This window comes from Butyrivibrio sp. Su6 (genome assembly GCF_900108105.1).
Taxonomy (GTDB): domain Bacteria; phylum Bacillota; class Clostridia; order Lachnospirales; family Lachnospiraceae; genus Butyrivibrio.
Window position 1 is genome coordinate 80554 of sequence record NZ_FNUR01000008.1, and the last position, 23252, is coordinate 103805.

Annotated in this window: 18 protein-coding genes; all 18 read left to right on the forward strand. The window is 33.4% G+C overall.

Going from position 1 to position 23252, the window contains the following annotated elements:
* The first annotated feature begins 102 nt into the window (after positions 1-102).
* Positions 103-1296, forward strand: coding sequence for a hypothetical protein (locus C4S54_RS09975; protein WP_103869406.1), 1194 nt, complete (start codon positions 103-105; stop codon positions 1294-1296).
* A 34-nt stretch (positions 1297-1330) separates the two neighbouring features.
* Positions 1331-3322 carry a hypothetical protein gene (locus C4S54_RS09980; RefSeq protein ID WP_103869407.1) on the forward strand — a complete coding sequence of 664 codons (1992 nt, stop codon included), beginning with the start codon at positions 1331-1333 and terminating at the stop codon, positions 3320-3322.
* Position 3323: 1 nt separating this feature from the next.
* Positions 3324-3560, forward strand: a complete 237-nt coding sequence (locus C4S54_RS09985; protein WP_103869408.1) for a hypothetical protein — start codon at positions 3324-3326, stop codon at positions 3558-3560.
* A 57-nt stretch (positions 3561-3617) separates the two neighbouring features.
* Positions 3618-4064 (forward strand): hypothetical protein, encoded by a 447-nt coding sequence (locus C4S54_RS09990; RefSeq protein ID WP_146059986.1) that lies wholly within the window; start codon positions 3618-3620, stop codon positions 4062-4064.
* Positions 4061-6109: a hypothetical protein gene (locus C4S54_RS09995; RefSeq protein ID WP_103869410.1), complete on the forward strand. Its 2049-nt coding sequence runs from the start codon at positions 4061-4063 to the stop codon at positions 6107-6109. The genes C4S54_RS09990 and C4S54_RS09995 overlap by 4 nt, the downstream gene beginning before the upstream one ends.
* A 3-nt stretch (positions 6110-6112) precedes the next feature.
* Positions 6113-7600 carry a hypothetical protein gene (locus C4S54_RS10000; RefSeq protein WP_103869411.1) on the forward strand — a complete coding sequence of 496 codons (1488 nt, stop codon included), beginning with the start codon at positions 6113-6115 and terminating at the stop codon, positions 7598-7600.
* 17 nt (positions 7601-7617) lie between these two features.
* Positions 7618-9126, forward strand: a complete 1509-nt coding sequence (locus C4S54_RS10005; RefSeq protein ID WP_160110746.1) for a glucosyltransferase domain-containing protein — start codon at positions 7618-7620, stop codon at positions 9124-9126.
* A complete protein-coding gene (locus tag C4S54_RS10010) occupies positions 9123-10751 on the forward strand; it encodes a hypothetical protein (protein ID WP_103869413.1) in 1629 nt (542 codons plus the stop codon). The genes C4S54_RS10005 and C4S54_RS10010 overlap by 4 nt, the downstream gene beginning before the upstream one ends.
* Positions 10741-12513, forward strand: a complete 1773-nt coding sequence (locus tag C4S54_RS10015; RefSeq protein WP_103869414.1) for an ABC transporter ATP-binding protein — start codon at positions 10741-10743, stop codon at positions 12511-12513. Before C4S54_RS10010 ends, C4S54_RS10015 begins: the two co-directional genes overlap by 11 nt.
* A 40-nt stretch (positions 12514-12553) precedes the next feature.
* Positions 12554-13501 carry a glycosyltransferase family 10 domain-containing protein gene (locus C4S54_RS10020; protein ID WP_103869415.1) on the forward strand — a complete coding sequence of 316 codons (948 nt, stop codon included), beginning with the start codon at positions 12554-12556 and terminating at the stop codon, positions 13499-13501.
* On the forward strand, positions 13498-14406 hold the full coding sequence (locus C4S54_RS10025) for an alpha-1,2-fucosyltransferase (protein ID WP_103869416.1): 909 nt from the start codon (positions 13498-13500) through the stop codon (positions 14404-14406). Before C4S54_RS10020 ends, C4S54_RS10025 begins: the two co-directional genes overlap by 4 nt.
* Before the next feature lie 12 nt (positions 14407-14418).
* Positions 14419-15426: a hypothetical protein gene (locus C4S54_RS10030; RefSeq protein WP_103869417.1), complete on the forward strand. Its 1008-nt coding sequence runs from the start codon at positions 14419-14421 to the stop codon at positions 15424-15426.
* Between the two features lie 9 nt (positions 15427-15435).
* On the forward strand, positions 15436-16434 hold the full coding sequence (locus tag C4S54_RS10035) for a hypothetical protein (RefSeq protein WP_103869418.1): 999 nt from the start codon (positions 15436-15438) through the stop codon (positions 16432-16434).
* A gap of 45 nt (positions 16435-16479) precedes the next feature.
* Positions 16480-17622, forward strand: coding sequence for an acyltransferase family protein (locus C4S54_RS10040; protein ID WP_103869419.1), 1143 nt, complete (start codon positions 16480-16482; stop codon positions 17620-17622).
* A gap of 172 nt (positions 17623-17794) precedes the next feature.
* A complete protein-coding gene (locus C4S54_RS10045; protein WP_103869420.1) occupies positions 17795-19060 on the forward strand; it encodes a glycosyltransferase in 1266 nt (421 codons plus the stop codon).
* A gap of 26 nt (positions 19061-19086) precedes the next feature.
* Positions 19087-20637 carry a hypothetical protein gene (locus C4S54_RS10050; RefSeq protein ID WP_103869421.1) on the forward strand — a complete coding sequence of 517 codons (1551 nt, stop codon included), beginning with the start codon at positions 19087-19089 and terminating at the stop codon, positions 20635-20637.
* A 52-nt stretch (positions 20638-20689) separates the two neighbouring features.
* Positions 20690-21451: a glycosyltransferase family 2 protein gene (locus tag C4S54_RS10055; RefSeq protein WP_103869422.1), complete on the forward strand. Its 762-nt coding sequence runs from the start codon at positions 20690-20692 to the stop codon at positions 21449-21451.
* Positions 21448-23217, forward strand: coding sequence for a glycosyltransferase family 4 protein (locus C4S54_RS10060; RefSeq protein ID WP_242973780.1), 1770 nt, complete (start codon positions 21448-21450; stop codon positions 23215-23217). The genes C4S54_RS10055 and C4S54_RS10060 overlap by 4 nt, the downstream gene beginning before the upstream one ends.
* Positions 23218-23252: the final 35 nt, after the last annotated feature.

A 23252-nucleotide genomic window follows, 5' to 3' on the forward strand; every position in this document is an offset into this window, starting at 1 on the left:
ATGCGCATTTTAAGTGTTGCTTCTAATATTAACACATTATGTTCTATATGGTAAAATAAATGGTCTGATGACGGCGAGAGAATATACATTGGGGCATATACAATGAAAGGAAAATTTATGAATATTATTGATAAAAAGATTCATAATATTTTAGACAAATATCTGTTTCAGATAGTGGTGGGATTTTGTATTTTAGCGTCTGCACTAATTAGGATTCATTTTTTAAGAAATTATTTAAGTATTGACGCAATATATTGTTTAGAGCCATGGATGCAGTTTTATGAGGACAATGGTATTATAGGTGGACTTAGAGAAGGAATTGGGAATTATTACATTCCATATAACGTTATTTTGGCCTTTTTAAGTAAATTTCCGAGCATTAGAATGATTATTTTAGGCTTGATTTCTTGTATATTTGACTATGGGATCGCTACCGTAGTTTATTTGATTTTAAAGCAGTTAAAAGGTGATGATTATAAGAATAAAGCCATTCTAGTATCTTTAGCGGTCCTTTATCTGCCAATCGTTTTAATGAACGGTTCTTTGTGGAAACAATGTGATTCTATATATTCTTTTTGGATACTGTTAGCTTTGTACTTTTATATAAGAGATAGCAAGAGACTTCCTTTTATTATGCTTGGAGTTGCGTTCATATGGAAAGCGCAGGTTATATATGTAATCCCGTTCTTTTTGCTTATGTATATAGTAAAAAAGAATTATAGCATACTAGAGTTTCTTTGGCTACCACTGATATATATAATTGCAGGTCTTCCTGCAATTATGGCAGGAAGATCCGTGTTAGATGTCTATTCAATATATTTGAAGCAAACGTCTGATATCACAGAGATGAGCTCAGGATTTCCCAATATTTATAAGTTGGGAAATATTAATGGTATGTTGTATTTGTTTGGTATTGTGGCAATATTGTTAACCATGGTTGTATTTGCATTTTCTACTATTGTTACCCAAAAGTATAGATATAATATTTCAGAGGAACTTTATTTGTATATGGCGGCATGGTCCATACAAACTTGCTGTATATTTTTACCTTTTGTCCATGATCGTTATGATTATTTAGCAATAATACTGATGTTCGTTTATGCAATAGCTTTTAATCATCGACTTTTTGCATCTTTAGGTACTATGATTGTGATTTCTGCGTTGTTGTACTGTAAATTCCTGTTTGGATTTGAGGAGATTCCGATGGTTTACTATGCACTCGCATATTGCATATGCTATTTAATTAACACAATTGAGTTGTTTCGCAGGGTGATAAATTGTGAAAAGACTATATAACATATTAGTGATAGTACTTGAGATAATAATATGCATGATTCTTACATCCTTTGTAGTTAAAGGAATAAGAGCGTGGCTTTATTTTATTGATGATGGTGACGGAAAGCTTGTTGTTACTACACCAAGCATAAAGTGGCTTTTTATTGGAGCGTGTGTTTTTACTCTCTATTGTTTGACTGCATTTATGGTTGCTAAAAAATTTGTTCCAAAGCCTGCACATGTTTTTTGGATTATGCTCATTTTAAGTACTTCTTTTACGGTAGCGGTTCAAGGTAATCCCAGAGCGGATGCTAATGCGTGCTTCAAAGTTGCATCTGAGTTTTGTGATGGAATATTTGATCATTTAGATGCAGGGGGATATTTAGATATATATAGAAATCAAGAGGGCCTTATACTGTTTGATTATATCCTTACTAAATTGTTTGGAAATTACAATTATTTGGCTTTTCAGTTATTTAATTCTATTTTGATTTCTCTTGCGAGTAAATATGCCTATCAATTGATATTAGAAATTAACCAAGAATCAAGAGAAGGAGTTGTTCTGTTTGTGTTCTTGATTTTTGGATATGCGCCAATATGGATGTATCCATGTTACTTGTATGGCAATTTACCAGGTATTGCTTTTGCAATTATGGGAATGACATTTCAATTTTGTTATTTCAGAGACAGAAAAGCTAAGTTTGTAGTGCTGTCATGCATTTGTATTGCTTTAGGAATTGTATTTAAAGGAATAGCTCTAATACCATTAATTGCCATGGTACTGATATATATGTATTCAGCAATAGCTGAAAAGAAACATTTGATTTGTGCATTTTTGACAATTCTTGTTGTAATTATGAGTACGAAGGCGGTTGATTATTCTATAAATAAGATTTCAGGCAATCGTCTTAGGGAAGATGGTGGGACCAGCTCATATGCTTGGATTGTGATGGGACTGGATGTCGATGAGTATAAGATAGGTGGATGGTTTACGCACTATAATCCTACGGTGTATTTTGAAAATGATTACAATAAGGAGAAGACAACGGAAGCGAGTAAAGAGACTTTAAAAGAAATTTCATCGGATATAATTAACAATCCTATCAAGTATATTAAAGGTATTTCAAATAAGAACTATTCAATGTGGCTTGAGCCAACATTTGCTATTCTTCAAAAGATTGGAGTAGATCATGAGTTCTCTATATCGAGGCATGCAAGGTGGGTGGATAGCATTATAAGTGATGCTGGTACATTGCATCGTATTCTTATATTCTGGCTAAGAATATTGCAATTATGTATTTATATAGGGGCGATTTTTTTCTTAGTATTTGATAAGGGGGGGCATAAACCGTTTTATTATTTGGGAATAGTTGCTTTTCTTGGAGGATGGATTTTTTATTCATTTTGGGAAGCTAGAACAGAATATGTTTTTATGTTTTTTGTTCTACTGATTCCATATGCGGCAAAAGGTGTAAGGTACTTTGTTAACTGGTTAATGACAGTAATAAAGCTTCCAAAGTCTATGAATAAAAAGAATATGATTCCGATACCCTTTATTTTGTGTTCAGCGCTATTAACTAACAGTTTTTTTTCATTAGCGTATGATGATGAAGCGTATGCTAAGGTGTTGGAGGAAAGAAAATATTTTACTGAAGGAACATATGATTTTTTTTCAGCGGTGGACGATGAATTTGGGTTTGACAACATATATTTGGAATCTGAATTGGTATACGATTATTCATATTGTATTACTTTGACTGTAAGTGAGCAGCGCGGTCATCCTAACATTTTTGTGCCGGAGAATGTGAGTTCAGAGGAAATAGATAAAGTATATTTGCTGGATAATAGCACCATTGGTATAGAAAAATGGGAAAATGCTAATGACGAGAATAGATATCATTGGCGAATAACAACAGTTGATGATGGATATATCATAAGATGGTGGGATGATCAAAATAAAGTATGGACTTTAAATCCGGAGAATGGGGAAATATATCTTTCTGATTATGATAAGGATAATATGAATCAGAGATGGAGGATTGAGTGATATGGATAGTTTGAAGGTTATTCTTAAAATGCTTACGGTACTTATTCTTGCTGTCGTATTCGCTGGATTAGTAATGACAATTCTTTATACAGTTCCCACTGAACGCATGGTGCGGCACGTACTTCAATCGAAGGATATGTATTTAGAAAACAAAATTCCAAATTGGTCTAATAAGCAGGTTTATTCTACAATTGATAATTATTCTGACGCGATTATGCTAAATACAGCTATTTGTTGAGAATATTCATCACCATTAAAGAATGCCATGCTAAATGCACGTATGGAATTTGAAAATATGGAAAAAACAGAGAGCTTGATTGAGTTTATTCAAGGAAATCGTGAAGGATATTACGTTGAGTATGGAAGATTGTGGCATAGGTATTTAGTGTATATGATACTGGCACTATTTATTATGAGTGTTGGTGAGTTGAAAGTGGTATGTATGTTTTTTCAATTCATGCTTTATGGATATTTGCTATATGAATTAGGAAAACTAAGTAATCAGAATGTTAAAGCGGATAAATGTTATAAAGATAATATTATGAGAATAGTTCCAATATCTTTTGTTGGATTATATCCGTTCTTTTGGTTTTTTGCTGTTAGAAATCATTCAATAGTTCATATTTGGATTAGTTATCGGGAATTAGCAATAACGGCATTTGCAGTTTTTGCTTCCATTTATCTAGTCTTTTCCCAAAATAATGCTGAAACTAGAAAATTTGAAGGACGTACAAAAGAATGAAAGCGTATAAAGCAGTCGTAAGAATATCTGAGTTATTTGTGCTAATGATAATTACCTCTTTCATATATAAAGGATGTAGGGCTTGGTTGGTTGTTACAGATGGTCCTATGTTTGTTACTAGTCCAATATACAAGTATTTAGCAGTAGGTATTGTTATTCTGGCTTTAGCTTTATCTATATTATGGTTAATTGTTGGAAAAATTAAATTTACCGGTAATGGAGTATTTTTTCTGTCGTTTTCCGTTTGTTTAGCATTTATACTTGCTATGCAGAGTATACCAAATTCAGATGCTCGAGCTTGCTTTAAAGTAGCAGCAGAATTATATGATCGTATATATACAGCGTTAGAACCAGGTGGTTATATTGATATATATAAAAACAATATAGGATTAATTATATTCGAATACTTATTAATGAAGGTATTTGGAGTATATAACTACCTTGTATTACAGGTAATAAATGCAGTGTTTTTTTCGATGGCGTTTAAACTTACATTTGAGTATTTTGAAGAAAAATGCTGCAAAATCCCCAATTTTTCCAACTTGTTTGTGATTGTTATTATGCTTTATGCCCCACTATGGATGACTGTATGTTATGCATATGGGAATATGATCGGAATGTCTTTGGCTATAATAGCTATGGTACTCCAACTGAAATATCTACATAACGATAATATAAAGTATTTTGTACTATCTTGTATATCAATAGCATTTGGGTGCTTTTTTAAAGGAATAATGCTCATAGTGCTTGTAGCAATGATAATCATATATGTAATTTCAGCCTTTAGGAATAAGCGTGTATTTTATGTGTGTGCAATATGCATGGTTGCGTTAACTTTAATATGTTCTAGAAGCGCAGAATATGTTATGAATAGTATTTCGCATGGCGCATTGAGAGAGAATAGCGGTACAAGCTCGTGGGCTTGGCTTGTTATGGGCCTTCATATAGACGAACAAGGAATTGGAGGGTGGTTTGATGATTATAACCCTCAAGTTTATAAAGATAATAACTTCGATGCAACGGCTACAAAAGAAGAAAGTTTAGCTGACTTAAAAGTCATTCTTAAAGATATGAGAGATAATCCTCTCAAGTATGCTAAAGGAATATCAAATAAGAATTATTCGATGTGGCTAGAACCTACATTTGCTATTTTTCAAAAGCTAACGACAGATAATAGTTTTTCTATTGAAAGGCATGCTAGATATTTGGAAAGTTTTAGCAACGATTCTGGATTTGTTCATAGAGCTCTGCTTTTGTGGGCAAGGCTGTTGCAAATTGCTATATATTTTGGGGTGATCTTATGGATCATGTTAAAAGGAGATGTACAAAAACCATATTGTTACATTGGCCTAATTGCATTTTTGGGGGGATGGATTTTTTATTCTTTTTGGGAAGCCAAATCAGAATATGTTTTGCCTTTTTTTACAATGTTGATTCCATACTCAGTGATGGGCCATTGCACTTTTTTTGATAAAGTATATAAAACGGCTGTAAACATTAAAGGAAAAACATGCGAATTTGGGATAAGTCGCTTTCAGGTGATTGGATCAATACTAGTGTGTATAAGCATGATTTGTTCCAAATTCTTATTTAACATTCCATATACTGACGATGGGTATAATGATTTAATTAAGGAACGTGTATATATAGCGCCGGGAACGTATGATTGCTATTCAAAAGCTGATAATAATAAATTGTTTAGCAATATATATATTGAAACAAGCTTGATTTATGACTATTGGTATATGTATACATTTGTGGACAACAGAAAAAGAACGCATGAAACACTGTTTTTTGCAGACGAAATAGATTCGGATAAATATGATAAAGTAGCTATATATAATGATCATATTGGTATCACAGATTGGAAGATGCTAGGCGATGAAGATTTATACCATTGGAGAATAACTAAGGAAAATGGGGGCTATGTAATCAGATGGTGGTATGATCAGAATAAAGTTTGGACTTATGATAAATCTTTTGGAAAAGTGATACTCACTGATTATGATGCTGGTAACTTGTTCCAAGTATGGGATATAAGGTAATTTATGAAGAAATTTTATGATTATATATTTAGTAAAAAAACTATATTATTAATTACTTTTATTGTTGTTTCTGTCATGAATTTGATATTTGCTTTCAATCATGAGTATTGGCGTGACGAAACACAAGCTTGGTTAATTGCACGTGATTGCTCGCTTTCAGCAGACTCATTGTTTACAGTAACTTCATATGAAGGACATCCTGTTTTATGGTTTCTGATATTGATGCCGTTCGCAAAACTGGGAGTATCTGTAGAAATATTGAAATATCTTACATGGTTTTTTGTTACAGTATCACTATATTTATTCATGTTCAAGACCGATATCCCAGCTTTATTAAGGGTACTTATAGCCCTTACGCCGGCATATGTGTATTTCTATGTGGTACCAGCAAGAAGCTATAGCCTGGCAAGTTTGCTGATAATTTGTATTTCAGTTGTATATGAGAAGCGAAGCAACAAGCCTATTTTATATGGTTTGTTGTTGTCTGGGTTGCTTCAAACCTTGACTATTATGGGGGGATTTGTGACGGCACTTGGATTCTCATGGTTTATAGAAACTATAATTTTTCTTATACAGAAAAAAGATAAAAAAATGCTTGTGAAAAATATTGTTGGCCTATTCATATTGCTTGCAAGTGCATTATTTTTACTTTGGGAATTTAGATATACACCAATTTCAGGTGATAGTCATTCAAAAAAAGAAACCATTATGATGTTATGGGAACAATATCTTTTTGGCTATAAAATTATTTTTGGCAACATTTTTAATAAAATAGCTATTATAACTACGAGTGTAGTTGTTATGTTATTTATGCTTAATAAAAAGTCAAGAATTCCGGTTATTATAACATGCTGCGGTGTTATGTGGCAGGTATACATTTATGCTTTTGTGTATTCTAATGCGAACCATAGAGTTATAACTTGGATATATATGATGTTATTCTGTGTGATAGTTAGTTATATTTATAAGGAAAGCATATATTCCATGAAAAATCTAAGTTTGGTTGTTATCATGTGTGTTATAATTGCTTTTTCATGGAAGTATGAATGGCGAGATTTGATTAAGCAGGATATAAATCCTGATTATTGCTTTTCTTATAGTAAAGAAGTGGCCCAAAAGATTACTGGATTACCAGAGGATTCAATCATTCTATCTTTATCAGCGGATAAAGATTCATCTGTTGTGGCACAGGTAGATAAGAATCATGTGGTGTATGATGTTTTTACCGGGAGGGTAGCTACATTTGCTGATAGAAATCCGGAATGTATAAGAAAGATGACAATAAAGGAACTTTATGATAGGGTAAGTCATAGTTATTCTGGAACAGGTAATATATACGCTATAGTTTCGGCTGACGGATGTGATGTTGAAAACTTCTCTGACTATATTAAAGAAGGGCATGATGAATTAGAGATTATATATGAAAGTAGTCACAAGGGTATTTTTGAAGATTTTTATTTAGTATCATTCAATTTGATAAATAACGGATGATAACAGGAGACTTTTCGATGATTAATAAGAAAATGTTAGTACAAGTAATGGTTATTACATACATCTTAGGAATGTTAGCGTACGGTTACGTGTTCATGAATTTTGTGCCTGCGCACGACGGAATAATGACTGTTTGTACCGATCAATACTGGCAAATGGGACTTGGAAGATGTTTGATGAAATACTATGTTCAGATTAGGGGCGTAGTAGAGGCACCTTGGCTTATTGGTATGCTAACAATGTTTTATGTAGCATTATCAAGTTATATGGTCATAGATCTGCTCGATGTAGGGGATGAACTGTGGAAGATTTTTATTATAACATCGTTGTTTGCTTTGAATCTGACACTTACAAATTCTGCTTTGACATATATATATCTTTTAGACATATACGCGATGGCGCTATTATGTGCTACGGCAGCAGTATATGTTCTAGTAAAATTTGATGGAATAGTAAGCGTTTTAGCTGCCGCGGCTTTGGTTTCAATCTCAATGGGCTTATATCAAAGCTACCTTGCAGTGGCAGTAGGATTGCTCATGATTGTAGGAATAAAAAAATTGGTTGATAATGCTGAAACCAAAGCAATAATTAATTATGTGATTAAGTTAGTTATAGTATTGGTATTGGGAAGTATAGGATATATTATTATGTTGCGAGTGCTCTCACATATAAATAATATTCCTATTGATATGGGCAATGTATCTGGTATTTCTAATATTAATATATCAAATTTATTTCAATTGATCATTGGTACTTATGGGCGAGTATATAAATTCTTTTTTGCAGAGTTTATATATTCCAATAACTCATTTAGATACATAAATATACTAATAATGGTTTGTGGGATTATTGCATATGGCTATATTATTGTGCATGTTCGCGAAGTATGGAGAAAACTTGTCATTGCCGCTGCCATTATTTTGTTTCCAATAGGAACTAATTTTTTATATATATTGACTGCGGGGGGACATTTGCACTATCTCATGATGTTTTCATATCAGCTTCAGTATGTGTTGCTACTTTATCCATTCTTGTGTGGATTTATTAAGAGCAAGATAAAGATACAAAAGTATGCTGTGACTATGGCAATAATTTTGCTATCTGTTCTGGTTATAAGATTTGCCAACGATATCTTTTATTATCAAAAAATGGTGGGTGAAGGAACAAAAGCTTCTATGACTAGTATTCTCTATGATTTGGAGAGAAATTCTGATTTTGATCCTAGTGAGTCTACGATAGTTGTAGTTGGAGAACCCAGGGTTGGACTAGCACAGAATTACATGATGCGTGCGGCTTATCAACAATATGATGGTATTGATATGGGAACAACTGTGACATATAAAGAAGTATTTGAGTGGTATTTTATTTATGTTTTCGGGAGAAATTATATATTTGACTATTCTGATGAAACAGTTGAAGAGTATAGCAAGATGAAAGAAGTTGAGAATATGCCGTTTTATCCTGAAGCCGGTTATATGAAGGAAGTTAATGGAAATATAGTTATAAAATTTGAAGATTGGGAATGAAAATGATTTCTCTGAAGTATAGTAAAATACAAAAATGTGCATATTTTATCTTACTGTGTTTCTTTTTATTGGTTATTATAAGCCAAATTGTATATTTGTTTATTAACCCAAATCCAAAAGAATTAAGGGAAATGTCTTTGGTCAAATATGCCCTTGATTTCTCAAAGGGGATTAATCCATATTCGTTGGATGTTTTGAATGATAAATTGCCACATAATATGGGATGCTATGGATTTATTGTGCCGCTAATTTGCAGCCCATTTGTTGCATTAGCTAGGGATCAGTATGCTTTATTGATATGCGAATTGCTTACTGCAATAATGATAATTATCAGTTCGTGTATAACATATAGAATATTAAAGATGTATGAGATTTTAAGTTTTTGGTCTTTGATTGGAGCTATTTTTGTATTTCTTTTACAGCTTTTATGTGGAGGACTAAGCGAGGTATATATTACTGCTTTTCCAGGGCAATGGGGAGTGTCGGCATCTCTTATTCTTATGTATTTAATAGTAAGAGATGATACTAAAGGGATAGTCCGCCCAGTAATTTACTCACTTGGTGTTGTTTTGCTTTTTTACATAAAACAGTATTTTGTATTTGTTAGCATTCCTATTTTTTTCTATATTCTATTGAGAAATAAAAAAGAAGCTATTAGATTTGGTATTATTGGGCTCATTTTAGGTATCGGTTCTGTTCTTGTTGTAAAGTTCTGTTTTCCGTTATATTTTCCACTTTCAATTGCAAGAGCAAGTATAGATTCAGTTATGAAGCCATATTCTTATGCAGTCGATCAGATATTGTTTTTAATAACATATAAGCGTTTATTACCAGTAGTTTTGGGAATGCTGCTAGCTTTTGCGATGGGATTGTATAAGTTTATAAACAATGCTAAAAGTACTATGAAAAGACAGTATATAAACGTGCCATATGAACTGTTGTGTATTGTATTTTTGCTTCTTCCAACAATGTATTTAGCAAGGAATGCCGGGCAAACTAATGAGTATATTCTTCAGTTATGGATGCCATATATTTGTATTTATGGAGTGAGATGTATACATTATTTAAATAAATCTATTGGTAACGGTAAGATAAGTCTTGTAATCTTAACTGTTCTTTTTTCAAGTAGCTTAATTTGTTCGACTTCATCATTATTTTTATGTTTTAAAAACCCTATGTCTCAGGATGAGTTTAGAACTGTTGAGAATTGGAATAGAGCATATGAGATATTGGAGACTTATTCTGCTAGTTCAAATATACTTGTATCTCCACATTTATCATATTATGTTGTATGCAAAGGATTATACACAGATGATTATGGACAAGGTGAGTATATGACTGCAGAGGCAATAGAAGAGTTGAATGCTAACAAGCTGTATTCAAAGTTATTCCCAGAGTTAGAGAAATTGCTAAATATATCTGTATTGTATAATGAACAAGTAAATAGTTGTGTTGGTAATGGATTCTATGATGTTGTTGCGGTAAAAGAAGGAAGCGGTCCTCACACTACAGACAATATGAATTTAGGAAAAATGTATGATGAGGTTGAGGTAATTGATTTAAAAACAGGAGATCAAGTTTATAAAACCCATTTTTACGTAAGGAAAAATCTATATGAAAAATGATATTACTAAGTTTTTGAATATTATTAGAGAAGTATTTGAGATATTAGACAAAGAAGACAGAAAAAAGTCATATGTGGTGTTGGCAGATATATTGCTGTGTGCTGTTTTGGAAACTATTGGGGTAAGCTTAATCGTTCCGTTTATGACGTTGATTTCATCACCTGAAAGCATTACTGAAAAGAAAGTGATAAACTCTGTAGTTTGTGCATTGAATATAAGCAGTACTCAATTGGTTTTGATTTTTGGATTATTTTTGTGCGCTTTTTATTTGGCTAAGAACTTTTTTTTAATGTATTCATCATATTTGCAAAATAAGTTTAGATATGGACTACACAAGAAATTATCAGTTAGGATGTTGGGCGCATACATGCAACGTCCTTATGAGTTCTTTGTTGAGACAAATAGTTCAGAAATAGTTAGGGGAGTTGGGTCAGATATAGGGTGTGTGAAAGATGCCTTAGGTACACTTTTTGATCTGGTTACGCAAGTGTTAACACTTATTTTGATAGCTATTTTTTTGGCATATACTGATTTAACAATGGCTGCATGTCTTTTGTTTATTTCTCTATTATGTATGTTTTTCCTTGTATATGTGCTCAGAATAAAAATAAGTAATCTTGGAAAAGAACAGCGCGAAGCTGAAACTAAGATAACTAAGTATTTCTTTGAAATGCTTGAAGGGATAAAAGAAATACTTGCTATGAGAAAAGAAAAGAGTTTTATGGCTGTTTATGAGAAAGAATGTGAGGAAAAGGGAAGAGTTGAAGCAAAGTATATGACATATCTTTCTTTTCCCAATAGAGTCATAGAGACTATTTTTATGGTCGGGATAATAGTGATAATTGCAATACGTATACTGCAGGGCGTAGAAGTTTCTAGTTTTGTTCCCCAATTAGCTGCTTTTGCAGTCGGTGGAATAAAAATGTTACCAGCTATGTCTGTGATTTCTAAATCAGTAACAGCAGTTGTATATTTGAAACCTGGAGTAGACGCAGTTTATAGCAATATGGCACTGCTCGATGCGAGCAGTAACATACTTGATCTGAACGAAACTGTATCTAATGAAAAATTTGAGACTTTGGAAATAGATGACATTCATTGGAAATTTAACGGGGCAGATCATGAGACTATAAAAGGCTTGTCATTAAAAATTAACAAAGGAGAATCAGTTGCAATTATTGGTACATCAGGAGCAGGTAAAACAACACTGATAGATATTATTTTAGGATTGTTTACTCCTCAAATTGGAGCTGTAAAAGTTAATGGGAAAGATATATCAAGAGATAAGCATTCTTGGTGTCACATGTTTACATATGTGCAGCAGAATATATTTATCATGGATGATAGTTTGAAAAAAAATATTGCTTTTGGAATTAGTGAAAGTGATATCGACGAGGCGAAAGTATATGATGCCATAAAGCAGGCACAGTTATATGATTTTGTTTCTCAGCTCGATGATGGAATTAATACTATAGTAGGTGAACGAGGTGTGAAGTTTTCTGGCGGACAAAGGCAGAGAGTTGCTATAGCAAGAGCACTTTATTTTGATTCAGATGTAATTATATTTGATGAAGCAACAGCTGCGCTTGATGTTGAGACCGAAAAAGCTCTTATATCGTCAATAGAAGCGTTGCATGGAGAAAAGACTATGATTATAGTTGCGCATAGATTATCCACTGTAGCAAATTGTGACAAAATATACGAGATCAAAGATGGCAGGACTGTAGAAAGAACAAAGGAATCTTTGTTTAAAAGAGATTGATTTTTTTTAGATTTACACTGTGTTATGCGAGGAATCATAAATGAAGGTGATGTTTACTGATGCTTTTGTGGCAGAAGAGCAAACAAAACGAATTCTAAAAGAATTATTTGGAAATTTTGAAATATCAGAGAATCCAGACTTTTTATTTTGCGGAGTGGCATATGAAGCTAATCGATTGAAATACAACTGTGCAAGGATAATGTTAACTGGAGAAAATTATATTCCTGATTTTAATTGTGTCGACTATGCAATAGGATTTCATTATCTTACGTTTGAGGATAGATATTTGAGAGCTCCGTTGTATTTGTTTTATGAAAACGATTACGCGCTTGCATTAGAAAAACATAAGAATTATAAATCAATAAAAAAAGAAGGCTTTTGTAATTTTATATATTCCAATGGGAGAGATGCGATGAAAGAAAGAGATGATTTTTTCTATTCCCTTTCAAAGTATAAAAAGGTGGATTCTGGTGGAAAACATCTCAACAACATTGGTAAAGCAGTTGATGATAAATTAGAATTCCAAAGGAAATACAAATTTTCCATTGCATTTGAAAATGCATCAGTTAATGGCTATACAACTGAAAAGATATTGCAAGCTTTTTCTGCTGGAACTATTCCTATTTACTATGGTGATCCGTTGATATCAAAAGAGTTTAATTCGAAAGCATTTATAAATTGCCATGACTTTGATACATTTGATGACGTCATAGATAGGGTTAGAGAGATAGATAATAATGATAATCTGTTCGAGGAATACTTAAGCCAACCGGTATTCAATGACATTGAACGTGCTAAAGAGCCCTTAAAGATGTACAAAGATTTTATTTATAAAATTTGTAGTCAAGATCCTCAATCTGCAATTCGTAGATGTAATGATTGTTGGGGAGAAAAAATACAAAATGAAATGAGAGATTTTTATAAATTTACTAAAGTAAATGAAGAAAACTCTTTGAAAAGTAAGGCTTTGAGAGTGTTGATAAGATGAATAGAGGGGAAGTAAAAGATAAAATAATAATCAAATTTGGTGGTGGATTAGGGAATCAACTATTTGATTACATATTTTATGAATGGGTAAAAAAGGAATTCATTGATAAAGAGGTACTTGCAGATTTATCTTATTTCAACCTTGAAATACCTCATGATTCATTGGGAATTTGGCAGGTGTTTCCTAATATCAATTTAAAAAAAGCGACTTTTGCGGAATTGTATTCCGTTACTGGTGAAGTTCCTATTTTTTATGGTGGACCATTAAAACATAAAATTAATTCTGCTCGATGTTTATTTAATGATAAATTTTTTAGAAGAAAAGATGACATTATATATAAAAATGATAATGATTGGGTATCACCAGAAGAAGCTAAGCAAGCTATAATTAGTGGAAAAAAATTTTTTGACAGCTATTGGCAGGATTCAGCTTATTTTCAAAAAGTTTTTGATTATGTAGCTGAAAGATTACAATTTCAAGTTTCTGGTGAAATATCACATGAAAAAGAAATGAAAAAGTCTAACGCGGTTTCTGTTCATATTAGGCGTGGAGACTATGTCGGAACTATTTTTGATAAAGAGGTTAATGAGGATTATTATAAACGCGCAGTAGAGTATATTAACAATAAAGTTGATGATCCACATTTTTTTATATTTTCAGACGATTTGGAGTATGTTACTGAAACCTATGATTGGATAGAAAATAAGACAATAGTAAGTGGTCATGACGGAAAAAAATCATATATTGATATGTATTTAATGAGCTTGACACCAAATAGTATTATTGCTAATTCTACTTTTTCACTATGGGCAGCATATTTAAACAAAAATGCTAATCCACTGATTGTTTATCCTGCAGTGGAGTACATGCAACATAAGAAAATGAATGATTGGATTGGATTATGATAGGAATATTATATGAATAAAGCATACGATGTAGCCGTTGTATTATTTATTTTTAAAAGGCTAGAAACAGTACAATTGATAATGGAGCAAATTAAGAAAGTTAAGCCTAAAGTGTTGTATGTTTTTTCTGATGGCCCTCGTTTAGAGATAGAGGATGAGGCCGCTAGAGTTAACAGAGTTAGAAAATATGTAGCGGGGGCAATTGATTGGGAATGTGAAAGGAAACTTTATTTTTGGGAAATTAATAAAGGATGTGATAAAAACATAAGAGAAGGCCTAGACCTAGTGTTTTCTGAACAAAAAATGGCTATTGTTTTTGAAGATGATGCCGTTCCTTGTCAGGATTTTTTTCCTTATTGTGAAGAATTACTTTTTAAGTATAAAGATTGCGATAGTGTTCAATATATAGCTGGTTTTAATGCTATTGGGAAGAATGAAATAATAAAAGAAGACTATACATTTGGGAAAACTGTTCCTATGTCTGGAGCTTTTGCTACTTGGGCTAACAGATGGAATGAGTGTGATTTTGACTTAAAAGATTGGCCCCAAAACAGAGATAGTAATAGATTTGATGATGTTTTTTTCTTTAGAGAAATGAAAAAGCGGTATATAAAGGGCTTTAATGATATCTATTATGGGAAGGTAACTGCATGGGATTCAAAATTTGAACATGATATGTTTAATAAAGATAGAATGGTAGTTGTTCCAAAGAATAATTTGGCTACTAGCTATGGTTTTGCGGATGGTGCTTTTCATCCTCAAGAAAAGAAGGAGGCGGAGAGGCTTTTAAAGATTATGACAGTAACAGATGAATCACTAGAATTCCCGTTGAATGGACCTGAATTTGTAGTTAGAAATGTGAAATATGACAGAGAACGCCAAAAGAAAATGCTAGAAGTGAGAGGTAACTACTTTCAGCGTAGATTTAGAGATGTTTATTTATTTGTAAAAGGAATAGCTTATAGATATTTACCTAAAAATCTTTGGGATAGAATAAAGTGTATGGTGAAATCGAAGTAAGGGACAAAAATGGATATTAATAAAATAGAATGGCTTTTTTACGAGAAAAGATATAAATTCAGGGATTATTATTTAAATAGAGTAATCAGTCGTCATATTACTATGCCGCTTTTGGGCAAAGAACCTCACATATTTTATTATGGGGGCAAGATATTGCATAGTGCTGATTGGGCGAATAACAGAATTATTGATTTTATAAATGGTGATAAGCCTTTTATGGCGTCTAGGTTTGGAAATACTGAATTAAATAATTTGAATGCATATATGCAAAAAGTAATATTGGGAGAATCAGAAGATAATTATACTTTTGCTACTGAATGGTGGGAGAATTTGTACAATTTATCAGGTTTTTTTCCGAAGGATATATCTTTACAGAAAAGGTTTGCTGAATTGATTTATAGTAGTTCGGCAGAAACAGACTTGCTTGGTGTTTGGAATCGACCGATGGAAGACTATTATTTAAAAACTAATATGAACAATGCGCAGATAACTGCATTACGCTGGATGGAACCGTGGTACGGAAGTGTACCATGGACTTCAGCGTTGAAAGGAAAGAAAGTATTAGTTATTCACCCATTTGAGGAATCAATAAAAAAGCAATATGAGAATAGGAAAAAAATCTTTAAGGATGAGAGATTGTTACCAGACTTTAACTTATATACACTTAAGGCTGTTCAGACGTTAGGTAATGTAAGTGATAAGCGTTTTGAAACTTGGTTTGATGCATTGGATTATATGTATCAAGAGGCTATGAAAAGAGATTTTGATGTGGCAATTATTGGATGCGGTGCATATGGAATGCCTTTGGCAGCTATGATAAAAAAAGCTGGGAGAAAGGCAATTCATATGGGCGGAGTTACGCAATGCTTATTCGGTATTAAAGGAAAAAGATGGATAAATAGTCCGATTGATAAAAAGATACCAATAAATGAAAATTGGATATTTCCAAGTGAAAATGAAACGCCAGAAGGCGCTAGGAACGTGGAAGATGCTTGTTATTGGAAATAAGCAACTAAAAGTTTAGATTTTGATAGAGGGGCATTGATAACTACAATGGAGATGATAATAAATAAAAAAATTGATTCTATACAAGCTTTGAGGGCGTTGGCTTTTTTGGGAGTGTTTTTTGTTCATTCGGGGCTTAAAAATGTGTATGGGGCAGGCGAATGGGGAGTTTCTGTTTTTTTAATTATGTCAGGCTTTTTGTGTGTAAATAGATATTATCCGAAAATGAACGGAATGCAAGTTGATTTTAAAAGCAATCTTGTATTTGCCATTAAAAGGATTAGTGGTATTTATTGGCTACATTTTGCTCTTACATTTGGATTTTTGCCATTTTATTTTTTAGGAACAAATACAGAGCATTTCTTATCAGTTTTGTTTAAGTATGTGATTAATTTTTTATTGCTTCAAGCGTGGTTTGTAATTCCTTATATGTCAATCAATAGAGTGTCATGGTATTTAAGTGCAATTCTTTTTTGCTATTTTCTTTTTCCATGGATGTTAAAAATTATTGATAAGTTTAGCAAGAAAAAAGTAATATGTGCTATTGTTTTCTTGTACTTGTTTGAATTACTATCGGCAATCGTTGCAGCGTTTTTAGATTGTGCGGATGTTTCATTTTATAATTGCTATGCTGGATGGGTAATCTATTATCATCCTGTTTTTAGATCAATAGATTTCATGATAGGATGCCTTGTTGGAAAGCTATATATTAGTGAGTCGGACGATGTAAGAAAAAAATGGAAAAAGATGAATAATTATACTTCACTGTGTATAATTGGTCTAATATTAGTGCTTCATGGAATATACAATCATTTTAATACAATTCAGATACAGACATTTGGTTCAGTACTAATAATTAAAATCATAAGTGTAGCAGGTTTTTCAATTACTTCGTGCATGCTAGTTTATTTGTTTGCTAAAAATGATACAAAGATTGTTTATATAATGACTAACAAGTTTTTGATTTTTGTAGGTGATATGTCAAAATACATGTATTTGATCCATTTTTTTGTCTTTGAGTACATTGGAAGGGTATTATGGAGGGTAGGAGGAGAAAACTTTTACAAAAAATATGGTGTAATAGCTAAGCTAACTATTGGCCTTATCATTACGATTGTTTTATCAATGATTTGGCAGAAGTTTGCTAGAATTATTAAAAATCGTAGATATGAGAAACAAAGTCTCAGCTGATATCTGTAGCTTTTATGGAAGTTGCAGGTGATATGATATGAAAAAAATATACTATGATAAATAAAAAGCATTTGAACATTGCATACGTGAGTTTTGAAATTGAGAAACTGAAAAAGTTTGTAAAAATGCCATTTGACTTGAAAATAGAAATGGTTAAGGGAAAGATAAAAGAATGTTAGGTAATGAAATTAATATTGTCCATATAAGTGAAAGCATTAAGAAAAGTTCTGTGCCATATAGGCAAATGATTGCTTTCGAAAAAAAAGGTATGTACTCTGAAATATTGACGCAGAATACAAGAGTTAACGATAAACGTATTCATGTAGCCAAGAAATCATTCCTGTCCAGGTTGCTTAGAAAAATTGACTCAGCATTGATAAAAATACAAGAACATAAATATCCCGATAGAATGCAGAATACTCCTTTTTCATATTTCCATGTGGGACTTAATATTGCTAAAGAAAAGATAGTTAAAAAAGCGGATATCATAGTGATTCATTGGATTGGAGCTTCTTTTTTATCTCCACGTGGTTTTAGGAAAATTTTGGAGTTAGGTAAACCAGTTGTTTTGGTTTGCCATGATAATGGAAATTTTACAGGTGGATGTCATGTCCGCATGGGATGTGAGAATTATCAAGATAGCTGTGGAAAGTGTCCTTTTCTAAAATCAGAAAAAGACAAAGATTTATCTTACAAATTATTAAGGGCAAAGAAAAAGGCTTATTATCGCAATAATATGGTGGTGGTATCTCCTAGCAAGTGGATGGATGAAAATGTAGCTAAAAGTGCAGTTTTAAAAGGAAAAGAGCATTTTATAATTCCTAATCCAATTGATACCGAAGTGTTTAAGCCATTAGATAAAAAAGCAGTACGTGAGAAATATGGGATAAATAATGAGCATTTGATTATAGTATTTGGGGGCGTGGATGTTTCATCTTCACCATCTAAAGGATATAAGGAACTATTTGAATGCTTGGATTATTTTTCTAAAAAGTACTCATATGTAAAAAAGATAGATGCATATATATTTGGAAGTGCTGGTGATCCGAAGCAATATAATGAAAAAATTAGTTTGAACTATCTAGGATATCTTGATGAGAATGAAATGGTAGAAGTATATAACCTTGCGGATATTTATGTTGTATCCTCATTAGAAGATAGCTTCAATAATACGGTTGCAGAGGCATTAGCTACAGAAACACCGGTCGTTTCATTTGCAGTTGGTGGAATACTCGACATAATTGATCATAAAGAGAATGGGTATTTAGCAAAGGCTTTTGACCCAGAAGATTTGGCCGATGGTATCTATTGGATATTGAATAATAATGTGAATAATAAGCTGGGGATTAATGGGCGTAAAAAAATAATTGATAATTTTACTTATGATAAGGTTGCTGAAAAGTATAAAGAATTATTCACTATGTTAGAGAGAAATTAGTAATTAAATAGAAATAGAATATAAGAATGAATAATAAGACTACTAAAACTATAGTTTTTTCAGAAATTATTTATCTGCTCTACTTTACTGTTATGTTTGGAGCAAGGGCAGCAGGATTATGCGAGGGAATGTTGCTATATAACATCACCCTCGTTATTGGTATACTCTTGTTTACAATAAAAGTAGCGATGACAGAGCATACAATATTTGAGTATATAGTTATGGCCTTATTGTTGGGAATGAGTGCATTGGTCTATAAGAACACCGGAGAAAAAGGGCTTCTTTTATATATGACCATGGTGTTGGGAATGAAAGGCGTGTCTCTACAAAGAATTGAAAAAGTGGGATTGACAATCCTAGGAGTGTGTTTTCCAGTGCTTGCGTTCTTGTCAGTGACAGGGATTATTTCTGACATCGCATATCCAGCAGATGGAAGATTACTTCCGGGACAGATGCTTAGGCGCTCTTTGGGCTACCCCTATTTCAACACTATGTTTACAACTTATGTGGTTTTGGTTGTTCTGATCATGCTTGTTTGTGGATACCAGGAGAAAAAGCAGCTGATTTTATCCAGCATTTTCTTTTTTATTGTCGGAGTTTATCTTTATATTTATTCTTGTTCCAATACAGGAATGATTGTGCTTACCGTATTTTTGGTGATGAATATTGTTATGCAGAGTATGGAAATAAGTGTCATCAAACGAAGCAGAGTTAGAAATAGCAAAGATAGCCATAGAGGACAAAGCAGTCTTGTTAGGATTTTGCTAATGTCAGTATATCCGCTGGGTATGGTGATTTCAATTCTTTGCCCGCTGCTCATAGGTGGTGAGAACTTTGAAATTCTTGATAAGCTCTTACATAATAGATTTAATTATGCCAATTATTACCTGACTCACGAACCTGTGACTCTTTTCGGAACAAGGTTTGCTCAGGCGCCCAATGACAATTATCTCATTGACAGCTCTTTTCTATATTCGTTTTTGCAGATTGGAGTAGTGCCTTGTATTGTATTAACAACTTTAATGATGGCAACGATCTGGAAGCTTATAAAAGAGAACAGAAGAATTGAGCTTGCTGTTGTTGTTAGCTTCTGTGTCCTGGGGCTCTCGGATCCGTTTTTCTACAATTTGTCTTATAAGAACATTATGATGCTGTTTGCCGGGGAAACGCTTTGGGTATGGTTGGCAGAAATTGAAGATACATTGATTAAGGGAACAGAACCTAGCAAATTTTCGTTAAATAAACAAGTAGTAAAAGCTTTAAGCACGAAGATTTTTTTATTAAAATCAGGTAGGAAAGAATATTATTACACAAATTGCCATATGTACAAATCATGGGCTGCAATTGGCGAATTTTTGAAATCAATATTTGCCATCAAAGGGATAAGAAAACTTGTTATTATGATTGGGGTTTCGATAATCATTTTTGCTTTTGCTTATTATTCAGGGTGCGCTAATGTTGAAGGTATAGTTGATACCATACCGGAGTGGGAGTTTTTCCGCAGTGCAATGAGCCGCGGACTGTGGAGCGGAATAACTGTTATGCTGATAGTGAATTCTAGGCAGAATGTGTTATAATGGCACGTAAAATGACAAGCATGGAAAGGAACACCACGTAAGGAGACATTACATGGCAAGTCCATTGTTTACAGTGATCACTGTCTGTTATAACAGTGAAAAGACAATAGAAAGAACTCTGCAGAGTGTGCTCAATCAGACTGAGCAGGATTATGAGTACCTCATAATTGACGGAGCGTCTACGGATGGCACTCTTGATGTAGTGAGGCGTTATGAACCTAAATTTCGGGGTAGGCTTCATATATTTTCTGAAAAAGATAATGGAATATATGATGCCATGAATAAGGGAATAGCCAAGGCTTCAGGAGAACTGATAGGCCTTGTTAATAGCGATGACTACTATGAGTTTGATGCGCTGGAAAATATGAAAAAGGCCTATCTGGGTTTGATTTCCAGTAATGAAGCACATGATCATGTCATTCTCTACGGCATGCAGAGACGTCTTAGAAACAGTGAGGAAATAGAGATAGAATTTGTGAACCATAGAATCCTTGGGGAAGGAATGATATGTCATCCTACATGCTTTGTGAGCAGAGCGGTTTACAATGATTTCGGCGTTTATGATACGAGCTATAAGAGTGCAGCGGATCTGGATTTTCTTTTAAGAATTAAGAATACGACAGATACTCAGTTTGCTCCTGTATATCACATTATATCCAACTTTGAGCTTGGCGGAATGTCAGCATCAGGACGCGGAGCAAGAGAGGCTGCCAGAGTAAGATGCAAGTACGGAGTGTACTCAAAGGTCAGGATGAACTACGTGATTTTTCAAAGCAGAATCATTGATTTTGTGCATTGGGTGAAGAGGTTATGAATAAAAGCTTTACGAACAGAATATTGGGGACAGATGTAGCCGTCACGAATCTGGAAGATGCAGTTGAACTCGTAGTTTATCAGGTTGACGGGCTGGAAAAAGATAAAGAGAAGTCGCAGCGTTATATCAAACTGGTTTCAGTTAAGGATTTACTCGATGCTCAAGCTGACCGGGCAAAGCGTCAGGAATTAGATAATGCAGAAATGTTGATTCCTGTAAGTGAGCCGATTGCCTGGATTCAGAGGCTTCGCGGTTTTAAGACTGCAGAAGCTGTCAGGGGAAAAAAATTAAATGATTCACTAAAAAGTGTTTTGGACAATAGATTTAATGAGATTAAGTGGTGCTATGACAGCGACTTTTTAAATGAGGATTGTGAGCGCACATTAATAATTGTATATCCTGAGAAAACAACAACCACGGCGGTATTTAAGTTTTTGATCAACTCAATTCCTGATGCTTTCAAATGGCAGAGAAAAAGGCCTGGTGATAAAAAAGACCTGCTTATTTATGCCCACTATTATTACCCGGATGTGGCATCCACAGGTCAGATACTGACAGAACTTGCAGAAGGACTAAACGATACCTTTCACACTACAGTTATCTGCACAGTGCCAAGCTACACTGGAAAGATAGATAAAGAATATAAAAAGCACAAGTACTATTACGAGAATATAAATGGCGTAGACGTCCTTAGAATCAGGGTTCCTGAATTTAGAAAGAACTTCTCACCAAGCAGAATCATCAATATTGTATCTTATTTCATAAGTGCGATTTTTGCTACAGCCCGTGTGGGACATCAGGATTATGTTTATACAATCTCACAGCCTCCGGTACTTGGAGGTCTTCTTGGTGTGTTTGGCAAGATAATAAAGAGAGCAAAATTTATATATAATATTCAGGATTTCAACCCGGAACAGGTTATGGCAGTTTCTTTTACTAGCAATAAATTTGTGCTGGGAACCATGATGTGGCTTGATAAGTTAAGTTGCAGATTTGCAGATAAGGTCATTGTGGTTGGTCGTGATATGGTGGAAACCTTGAAAAAGAGATTTCCTGAGAATACGCCTGATTATGTACATATAAATAACTGGATTAATGAAAAAGAGATCGTGCCACTTCAGGATGACAATGCAAAGGTCGTGGCTTTTAAAAAAAAATATGGTATTAATGACAAGTTTGTCATAATGTATTCAGGAAACATAGGCCTTTACTATGATCTGTTAGAAATTGAGAAAATTATAAAAGAGTTTGACAAGCCGGATTACAGCGATGTTGTTTTTGCTTTTGTTGGTCAGGGAACTGTTCTTGAGGAGATGAAAGCATATCAGGAAAAAGAGAAACTAAAGAACATTGTCTTTATTCCATATCAAAACAAAGAAGATCTTGTTTATAGTTTGAATGCCGGAGATGTACACTTTGTCGTTAATGCTAAAGGAATCAAGGGTGTGTCTGTTCCTAGTAAGCTATACGGAGTTATGGCGGCAGGAAAACCTGTCCTTGGAATATTAGAAGAAGGATCTGAGGCACGGCTTATCGTTGAAGAGGCACAGTGTGGCGTAGTTGCTGATCCTGGAGATTATGATGCGATAAGAAAAGTCATCAGATATTTCATTGATAACCGAGTACAAGAAGCTGCTGATCAAAAGACTAGTGCGAATGACAATCTTTATGAAATGGGTATGCTAGGACGCAGATTTCTAGATGAGCACCTGACAAGGGATGTTTCCATACAGAAATATGCAGATGAAATCCTGAAAATCAGATAGGAGCAAGCGCTGAAATAAAATAAGTGGCTGCTAGA